The 7,665-nt window shown below is 73.5% G+C and carries 7 protein-coding genes; all 7 read left to right on the forward strand.

The window, feature by feature from the left end; translation table 11 throughout:
• Window positions 1-69: 69 nt before the first annotated feature.
• The 7 genes from mltG (ACFXAM_RS31265) (at window position 70) to aroQ (ending at window position 7,616) form a co-directional block, all read left to right on the forward strand.
• The gene (gene mltG, locus ACFXAM_RS31265) at window positions 70-1,311 is read left to right on the forward strand and encodes an endolytic transglycosylase MltG (protein ID WP_380296326.1); all 1,242 of its coding nucleotides are present in this window, start codon (window positions 70-72) and stop codon (window positions 1,309-1,311) included.
• A 153-nt stretch (window positions 1,312-1,464) separates the two neighbouring features.
• Window positions 1,465-3,342, forward strand: coding sequence for an endolytic transglycosylase MltG (gene mltG, locus ACFXAM_RS31270; protein WP_380296327.1), 1,878 nt, complete (start codon window positions 1,465-1,467; stop codon window positions 3,340-3,342).
• Window positions 3,343-3,379: 37 nt separating this feature from the next.
• The gene (locus ACFXAM_RS31275; protein ID WP_380296328.1) at window positions 3,380-4,210 is read left to right on the forward strand and encodes a shikimate dehydrogenase; all 831 of its coding nucleotides are present in this window, start codon (window positions 3,380-3,382) and stop codon (window positions 4,208-4,210) included.
• Between the two features lie 185 nt (window positions 4,211-4,395).
• A complete protein-coding gene (aroC, locus tag ACFXAM_RS31280) occupies window positions 4,396-5,580 on the forward strand; it encodes a chorismate synthase (protein ID WP_380296329.1) in 1,185 nt (394 codons plus the stop codon).
• Entirely contained in the window at window positions 5,577-6,098 is a 522-nt protein-coding gene (locus ACFXAM_RS31285; protein ID WP_380296330.1) for a shikimate kinase, read from the forward strand. Before aroC ends, ACFXAM_RS31285 begins: the two co-directional genes overlap by 4 nt.
• Window positions 6,091-7,179: a 3-dehydroquinate synthase gene (aroB, locus tag ACFXAM_RS31290; RefSeq protein WP_380296332.1), complete on the forward strand. Its 1,089-nt coding sequence runs from the start codon at window positions 6,091-6,093 to the stop codon at window positions 7,177-7,179. Before ACFXAM_RS31285 ends, aroB begins: the two co-directional genes overlap by 8 nt.
• 8 nt (window positions 7,180-7,187) lie before the next feature.
• Complete coding sequence (aroQ, locus tag ACFXAM_RS31295) at window positions 7,188-7,616, forward strand: type II 3-dehydroquinate dehydratase (RefSeq protein WP_380296336.1); 429 nt, start codon at window positions 7,188-7,190, stop codon at window positions 7,614-7,616.
• Window positions 7,617-7,665 lie beyond the last annotated feature (49 nt).

Here is a 7,665-nt window from a genome sequence, read left to right on the forward strand (position 1 = left end):
CGTCCGCACGGACCCCTCTGCCGTTGCCGTCGTGCCGCGTGCCACGCGGACCGTCGAGGGGACGCCGCCGTGACCGACCTGGACCTCACACCCGGCCTGAGCCCCGGCCACCTCGGTGCGCCGGCGACCGAACCGGAGGGCCGCCCGCCGGGCGCGCCCGCCCCGCGCCCCGATGCGCCCGATCCACGCCGACGGCGCAACGGACTGGCCTGTCTGCTGACGGCGCTGTCGCTGTTCGCGGTGTTCGGCGGGATCGGGCTGGCCGGGTTCAGCTGGATCCAGGGACAGCGCCGGCCGCCGGCCGCCGCCGACTACGCGGGCGACGGCTCCGGCTCGGTGCAGGTGTCGGTGCCCGAGGGCGCCGGGCTCAGCCAGATCGCCTCGGCCCTGGTGCGCAACGGCGTGGTGGCCAGCTCGCTCGCGTTCACCCGGGCCGCCCGGGGCAGCGCGGCGGCGGCCGGGCGGATCCAGCCCGGCACGTACACCCTGCGGCAGAAGATGTCGGCGGCCGCCGCGCTCGCCGTGCTGATCGACCCGGCCAACGCCAACGGCCTGACCATCCCCGAGGGCTGGCGCGGCAGCCAGATCTTCGCCGCGATCGACAAGAAGCTCCAGCTCCCGGCGGGCACCGCGGAGCAGACGGCCAAGGACCAGGCCGCCGAACTGGGCCTGCCGGAGACCGCCAACGGCGTCCCCGAGGGCTACCTGTTCCCCGCGACGTACGCCGTCACCGACGACACCACCGCCGCCGACCTGCTGAAGCAGATGGTCGAGCGGGCCGGCAAGGAGTTCGCCCGGGACGACGCGGAGGTGGTCGCGACCAACCTCGGGCAGTCGCTGTACGGGCTGGTGACCATCGCCAGCATGGTGCAGGGCGAGGCGGACAACCCCGAGGACATGGCGAAGGTCGCGCGGGTCATCTACAACCGGCTGGCCAAGAACATGCCGCTGCAGCTGGACTCCACCATCAACTACGCGATGGGGCGCTCCACGCTGAACACCAGCGTCACCGACACCCGGCTCGACTCCCCGTACAACACCTACAAGCACGCGGGGCTGCCGCCGACGCCGATCTCCAACCCGGGGCGGCAGGCGATCATGGCGGCGGTGGACCCGGCGCCGGGGGACTGGCTCTACTTCGTGACCGTGAAGCCGGGGGACACCCGCTTCACCGACAGCTTCGACGTGCAGCAGAAGAACGTCGCGGAGTTCAACGCCAACCGGGCGGCGGCCGGTGCCTCGGCGTCGGCGAGCGCCTCGGCGTCCGCCTCCGCGTCCGCCGCGGCCACGCCCTCGTCGGGGGCGCCGTAGCGGCGGTCGGCGCCCCGGCCGGGCGGTCGACTGCGGTACGGTAGCGTCTCCGTCCAGGTGTTGCGCTAGCACGCCGGTTCGACAAGCAGCCGGGACGCCGTCCCGGGCGACCGGGCCGATCCTCCGGTCGTCTCCGTCGGTATAAGGGGATCAATGACCGATCTGGGTCGGGGCTACGGCCCCCAGGGCTCCGAGCCGTGGCATCCGGGTGACCCCGGGTACGGCGGCCAGCAGCCGGTCCCCGGCCAGCAGGACGGGCAGTGGCAGCAGCATCCCCAGCAGCAGTACGGCGGTCAGCAGGGCTACCCCCAGCAGCAGATGCCCCAGCAGCAGGTGCCGCAGCCGGGCATGGGCCAGCAGGCGATGGGCGGCCAGCAGGGGTACCCGCAGGGCGGACAGGGCGGACAGCAGTACGACGGTCAGCAGGGCTACGCCCAGCAGCAGATGCCCCAGCAGGGGTACCCGCAGCAGCAGGGCTACCCGCAGCAGGGCGTGGGCGGACAGCAGGACATGGGCGGCCAGCAGGGCTACCCCCAGCAGCAGCAGATGCCGCAGCAGCAGATGCCCCAGCAGGGCATGGGCCAGCAGGGCGTGGGCCAGCAGCAGTACGGCGGCCAGCAGCAGGGGTACCCCCAGCAGGGCGTTCCGCAGCAGGGCGCCCCGGCGCAGCAGGCCCCGCGGCCGGCCGCCGGGCAGCAGCCCTCCGGCCCCGGCCCGGACGGCATCGACTGGGAGGCGGAGGCCGCCGCACTGGAGGCCGGCGCCGGACCGGCCGAGGCCGACGGCGGCGGTGAGCACGCCGAGGACGCGTGGGACGGTCACGAGGGCGAGTACGCCGAGGACGAGTACCACGAGGACGGCGCGGACGACGACGGGCAGGGCGGCTTCCTCGGCGAGGAGGACGACTCCCGCGAGGCGAAGAAGAAGCGCAAGGAGAAGGGCAAGAAGTCCGGCCGGCGCAACGGTGGCGCCTGCCTGGTGGTCGCCCTCGTGCTGCTCGGTGCCATGGGCGGCGCCGGCTACTGGGGCTACGGCTTCTACAAGGACCACTTCGGCCCGGCGCCGGACTTCCCCGGCCCGGGCACCGGCTCGGTCAACGTCGAGATCAAGCCGGGTGCGGCGGGCAGCCAGATGGGCGCGGCGCTGAAGGCGGCCGGCGTGGTCAAGAGCATCGACGCCTTCAACGCGGCGTGCGACAAGAACGCGAAGTGCTCCACCATCCAGCCCGGCGCCTACGCCATGCCCAAGGAGATGTCCGCCGAGGGGGCCGTGCAGTTCCTGGTGGAGGCCAACGGCGGCGAGAAGCTGATCATCCAGGAGGGCCTGACCTCCGTCGCCACCTACGTCAAGATCGACGAGAAGCTCGGCCTGCCCAAGGGCACCACCGCGAACGTCGCCAAGGAGCAGGTCAACAACCTGGGCCTGCCCGCGTACGCCAACGGCAACATCGAGGGCTTCCTCTGGCCGACCCGCTACTCGATCACCCCGGGCATGAAGCCCGAGGACCTGCTCAAGCAGATGGTGAAGAACGCCGTGGACCGCTACGCGGGCCTGGACGCGGAGGCCTCGAAGATCGGCCTCAAGTCCGGCTACGAGGTGGTCATCGAGGCGAGCATCCTCCAGGCGGAGGGCAACAACAAGGACGACTTCGCCAAGATGGCGAAGACCATCCAGAACCGGCTGGCCGACAAGGGCAAGGTCAACGGCAAGCTGGGCATGGACACCACGCTGCAGTACTCGCTGGGCCGCAAGAACCTCGACAAGCGGGACATCAACGACGGCTCCAACAAGTACAACACCTACATCAACCCGGGCCTGCCGCCGACGCCGATCTCCAACCCGGGTGACGACGCGCTCAAGGCGACGCTCAACCCGGCGGACGGCAAGTGGCTGTACTTCATCGCGATGTCGCCGACCCTGACCCTGTTCGCCGAGACGGACGCGGAGCACGCCAAGAACACCGAGGAGTACTGCAAGTCGATCGGCGCGAAGTTCGACGCGGCCGCCGTCCACTGCACCAGCAAGGGCTGACCGGCCGCCGGGCGGCCGCACAGGGAGAGACACCAGCGTGACCAGCAAGCACCGGGCGGCCGTCCTCGGCTCGCCGATCGCCCACTCGCTGTCGCCCGCCCTGCACCGGGCCGCCTTCGCGGCGCTCGGGCTGGACGGCTGGCGCTACGACCGCTTCGAGGTCGACGAGGCCGCGCTGCCCGGCTTCGTCGCCGGGCTGGACGAGGCCGAGTGGGCGGGCTGCTCGCTCACCATGCCGCTCAAGCGCGCGGTCATCCCGCTGCTCGACGAGGTGAGCGCCACCGCCCGGTCGGTCGAGGCGGTGAACACCCTGGTGTTCACCGCCGACGGGCGCCGGGCCGGCCACAACACCGATGTGCCCGGCCTGGTCAACGCGCTGCGCGAGCGCGGCATCACCGAGGTGCCGGCCGCCGCCGTGCTCGGTGCCGGCGCCACCGCGTCCTCCGCGCTGGCCGCGCTGGCCCGGCTCGGGGCCCGCGAGGTCACCGTCTACGTCCGCAGCCCCGAGCGGGCCCGGGAGATGGCCGGGCTCGGCGAGCGCCTCGGCGTGGCGGTGCGGACCGCGGACTGGGCGCGCGGCGCCGAGGCACTGACGCACCCGCTCACCGTGGCCACCACCCCGGCCGGGGCGACGGACGCCTTCGTCGGCGACCTCACCGCCGAGCCCGGCGCGCTGTTCGACGTGCTGTACCACCCGTGGCCGACCGCGCTGGCCGGCGCCTGCACCGAGCGCGGGGCGACCGTGCTGGGCGGGCTCGACCTGCTGGTGCACCAGGCGGTGCTGCAGAGCGAGCTGTTCACCGGGCGCACCCCCGGCCCGCTGGCGGCCGTCCGCGCCGCCGGTGAGGCGGCCCTGGCCGCGGGCTGAGGGCACACCCGGGCACGCCCCGGACCAGGGCCGGCCGGCCGTTCCCGTCCGCCGGTCGGCCGAATGCTGTCCGGTGACCGGACTCCGGGGCCGGTCGACCGGTCCGGCATGAAAGGATTCGGGGACAAGGCACGTCCGGACGGGCGGCGGCAGCGCCGCTCCGGTCCGCTGATGAAGGAGCTCCGTTGGGTACGTTGCGCTGGCTGACGGCGGGGGAGTCGCACGGCCCCGCACTCGTCGCGACGCTGGAGGGCCTGCCCGCCGGTGTACCGGTCACCACCGCCATGGTGGCCGACGCGCTGGCGCGCCGCCGGCTCGGCTATGGTCGCGGCGCACGGATGAAGTTCGAGCAGGACGAGGTGACCTTCCTCGGCGGTGTGCGGCACGGCCTGAGCATGGGCAGCCCGGTCGCCGTCATGGTGGGCAACACCGAGTGGCCGAAGTGGGAGCAGGTCATGTCGGCCGACCCGGTCGACCCCGAGGTGCTCGCCGGTCTCGCCCGCAACGAGGCGCTGACCCGCCCGCGCCCCGGCCACGCCGACCTGGCCGGCATGCAGAAGTACTCGATCGACGAGGCCCGCCCGATCCTGGAGCGCGCCAGCGCCCGGGAGACCGCCGCCCGCGTCGCGCTCGGCGCCGTCGCCCGCTCCTACCTCAAGGAGACCTGCGGCATCGAGATCGTCAGCCACGTGGTGGAGCTGGCCGCCGCCAAGGCCCCGGCCGGCGTGCTGCCGCTGCCCTCCGACGAGGCGAAGCTGGACGCCGACCCGGTGCGCTGCCTGGACGCCGACGCCTCGAAGGCGATGGTCGCCGAGATCGACCAGGCCCACAAGGACGGCGACACCCTCGGCGGCGTCGTCGAGGTGCTCGCCTACGGCGTCCCGGTCGGCCTCGGCTCGCACGTCCACTGGGACCGCCGGCTGGACGCCCGCCTCGCCGCCGCGCTGATGGGCATCCAGGCGATCAAGGGCGTCGAGGTCGGCGACGGCTTCGAGCTGGCCCGCGTCCCCGGCTCGCAGGCCCACGACGAGATCGTGCCGACCCCCGAGGGCGCCAAGCGCGTCTCCGGCCGCTCCGGCGGCACCGAGGGCGGCCTGTCCACCGGCGAGCTGCTGCGGGTGCGCGCCGCGATGAAGCCGATCGCGACCGTGCCGCGCGCGCTGCGCACCGTGGACGTGCGCACCGGTGAGCCGGCCAAGGCGCACCACCAGCGCTCGGACGTCTGCGCGGTGCCGGCGGCCGGCATCGTCGCCGAGGCGATGGTCGCCCTGGTGCTGGCCGACGCGGTCGACGAGAAGTTCGGCGGCGACCACGTGTCGGAGACCCGGCGCAACGTACAGAACTACCTCGACCACCTGATCGTCCGATGACCACGCCGGTCGTCGTGCTGGTCGGCCCGCCCGGCAGTGGCAAGTCCACCGTCGGGCGGGTCCTCGCCGAGCGCCTCGGCCTCGGCTTCCGCGACACCGACGCGGACATCGAGGAGCAGGCCGGCAAGCCGATCCCGGACATCTTCGTCGACGAGGGCGAGCCGCACTTCCGGGCCCTGGAGGCGGCCGCCGTGCGCGCCGCCGCCGGCACCCACGGCGGCGTGCTGGCGCTCGGCGGCGGCGCGGTGATGGCCGGGCCCACCCGTGAGCTGCTGCGCGACCTGCCGGTGGTGTTCCTGGAGGTGCCGCTCGCCGACGCGGTCAAGCGGGTCGGCCTGGACGCCCCCCGCCCGCTGCTGGCGGTCAACCCGCGGGCCCGCTGGCGCGAGCTGATGGAGGCCCGCCGCCCCCTCTACCTGGAGGTGGCCACCGCCGTCGTCGACACCGCCGGCCGCACCCCCGAGCAGGTCGCGGACGCCGTACTGGAAGCACTGGAGCTGAAGACCCCCCATGAGTGACAACGTCAGGATTCACGTCGGCGGCAGCGCCGGCCACGACCCGTACGACGTGCTGATCGGGCACCAGCTGCTCGGCGAGCTGGCGCCGCTGATCGGGAGCCGGGCCCGGCGGGTGGCGATCATCCACCCGGAGGCGCTGTCCGCCACCGCGGACGCGATCCGCGAGGACCTGTCCGGCGAGGGCTACGAGGCGATCGCCCTCCAGGTGCCCAACGCCGAGGAGGCGAAGAGCGCCGAGGTGGCCGCGTACTGCTGGTCGGTGCTCGGGCAGACCGGGTTCACCCGCACCGACGTGGTCGTCGGCCTCGGCGGCGGCGCCACCACCGACCTGGCCGGCTTCGTCGCCGCCACCTGGCTGCGCGGGGTCCGCTGGATCTCCGTGCCCACCACGCTGCTCGGCATGGTCGACGCGGCGGTCGGCGGCAAGACCGGCATCAACATCGCCGAGGGCAAGAACATGGTCGGCGCCTTCCACCCCCCGGCGGGCGTGCTGGCCGACCTCGCGACCCTGGAGACGGTGCCCCGGCACGACTACGTCTCCGGCCTCGCCGAGGTCATCAAGTGCGGGTTCATCGCCGACCCGGCGATCCTCGACCTCGTCGAGGCCGACCCGGAGGGCGCCAAGACCCCGGCCGGGCCGCACACCGTCGAGCTGATCCGGCGGGCCATCCAGGTCAAGGCCGACGTGGTCTCCGGCGACCTCAAGGAGTCCGGCCGGCGCGAGATCCTCAACTACGGCCACACCCTCGGCCACGCCATCGAGCGCAACGAGCGCTACAAGTGGCGGCACGGCGCGGCGATCTCGATCGGCATGGTGTTCGCCGCCGAACTCGGCCGCCTCGCCGGCCGGCTGGACGACGAGACCGCCGACCGGCACCGCACCGTGCTGGCCTCGGTCGGCCTGCCGCTCAGCTACCGGGCGGACGCCTGGCCCAAGCTGCTGGACGCCATGAAGATCGACAAGAAGTCGCGCGGCGACCTGATCCGCTTCATCGTCCTGGACGGCCTCGGCAGGACCTCCGTGCTGGAGGGCCCCGACCCGTCCCTGCTGGTGGCCGCCTACGCGGAGGTCTCCTCGTGACCCGGGTGATGGTGCTCAACGGCCCCAACCTCGGGCGCCTCGGCAGCCGCGAGCCCGACGTCTACGGCTCCACCTCGTACGCCGGGCTGGTCGAGCGCTGCACCGCGCTCGGCAAGGAGCTGGGCTTCGAGGTCGAGGTGCACGAGACCAACTCCGAGCAGACCATGGTCGAGTGGCTGCACGAGGCCGCCGACGGCCGGGTCCCGGTGGTGATCAACCCGGGGGCGTTCACGCACTACTCGTACGCGATGCGCGACGCCGCCTCGCAGCGCACCGCGCCGCTGATCGAGGTGCACATCTCCAACCCGTACGCCCGCGAGACCTTTCGGCACACCTCGGTGATCTCCGCGGTGGCCTCCGGCACCATCGCCGGGTTCGGGATCGGCTCGTACGAGCTGGCGCTGCGCGCGCTGGCCGAGCGGCTCACCACGGGCTGACGGCCCGGCAGGGGCCGCCCCCGGGCGGCGCCGGGCCGGTGACCAGCGG

The sequence above is a fragment of the Kitasatospora sp. NPDC059462 genome (assembly GCF_042749955.1).
In the GTDB taxonomy this organism is placed as follows: Bacteria; Actinomycetota; Actinomycetes; order Streptomycetales; family Streptomycetaceae; genus Kitasatospora.

What these genes read in the sequence shown, in the direction of transcription:
- mltG (WP_380296327.1), top strand. Translation starts at nt 1,465, where the DNA reads ATGACCGATCTGGGTCGGGGCTACGGCCCCCAGGGCTCCGAGCCGTGG.
- ACFXAM_RS31285 (WP_380296330.1), top strand. Translation starts at nt 5,577, where the DNA reads ATGACCACGCCGGTCGTCGTGCTGGTCGGCCCGCCCGGCAGTGGCAAG.
- aroB (WP_380296332.1), top strand. Translation starts at nt 6,091, where the DNA reads ATGAGTGACAACGTCAGGATTCACGTCGGCGGCAGCGCCGGCCACGAC.
- aroQ (WP_380296336.1), top strand. Translation starts at nt 7,188, where the DNA reads ATGGTGCTCAACGGCCCCAACCTCGGGCGCCTCGGCAGCCGCGAGCCC.